Annotated in this window: 1 protein-coding gene; it reads left to right on the plus strand. The window is 32.5% G+C overall.

Annotated features, from left to right (window positions below; genetic code table 11):
- Positions 1–680: tyrosine-type recombinase/integrase (locus KIV40_RS27775; RefSeq protein WP_375164891.1), on the plus strand; the 680-nt coding region annotated here is incomplete at both ends.

The following is a 680-nucleotide window of genomic DNA, read 5'->3' on the forward strand; positions in this document are numbered from 1 at the left end:
TGGTGAAGAACTAATTAAAAAGTCTAAGTCTTTAGGCTTAGACGTTGTATCTGAAGCAACAGTGGAAAAGTACCTTGGAGCTGTGAAGTCTTTTTTTGACTGGTGTGTTTCTCTAGGTTTATTGAATCGAAATTGTTTTTCTAAACTAAAAGCAAAGAAAAATGGAGTTAAAGATAACAAACAGAGGGAAGCTTATTCAGAAGAGCAATTAAATAAACTAATAAATGTGAGCATTCCTAATTGGAGTGATATTAATGATCTTGGTTGGATATTAATAATTGCTATTGAGCTAGGGATGAGGCAGAACGAAATAGCTCAACTTCATAAAAACGATGTTGTAAAGGTAGAGGGAGTTAATTGCCTACTGATCACAGATAGATTACCCCTTCAGAGTGTTAAGAATGAATACTCAATTAGGCATTTACCTATTACTAACTCAATGGTTAGATTGGGGTTCTTGGATTTTGTAAAAAATAAAAAAGACATGTTATTTGAGAGTCTAATTTACTGTGAGAAAAATAAATTTTCACGGAAAGTGTCTGAACATTACTCTGAAATTAACAGGTCTATTTTTGATAATGAAAAGTTGACCTTCTATTCGATTAGACACTATTTCGTTGATAAGTTAAAACAAAAGAACTTTCCAGAGGATCTTGTCGCTGAAATAAATGGAAGGAAAC

Source organism: Vibrio sp. D173a (assembly GCF_030248475.1).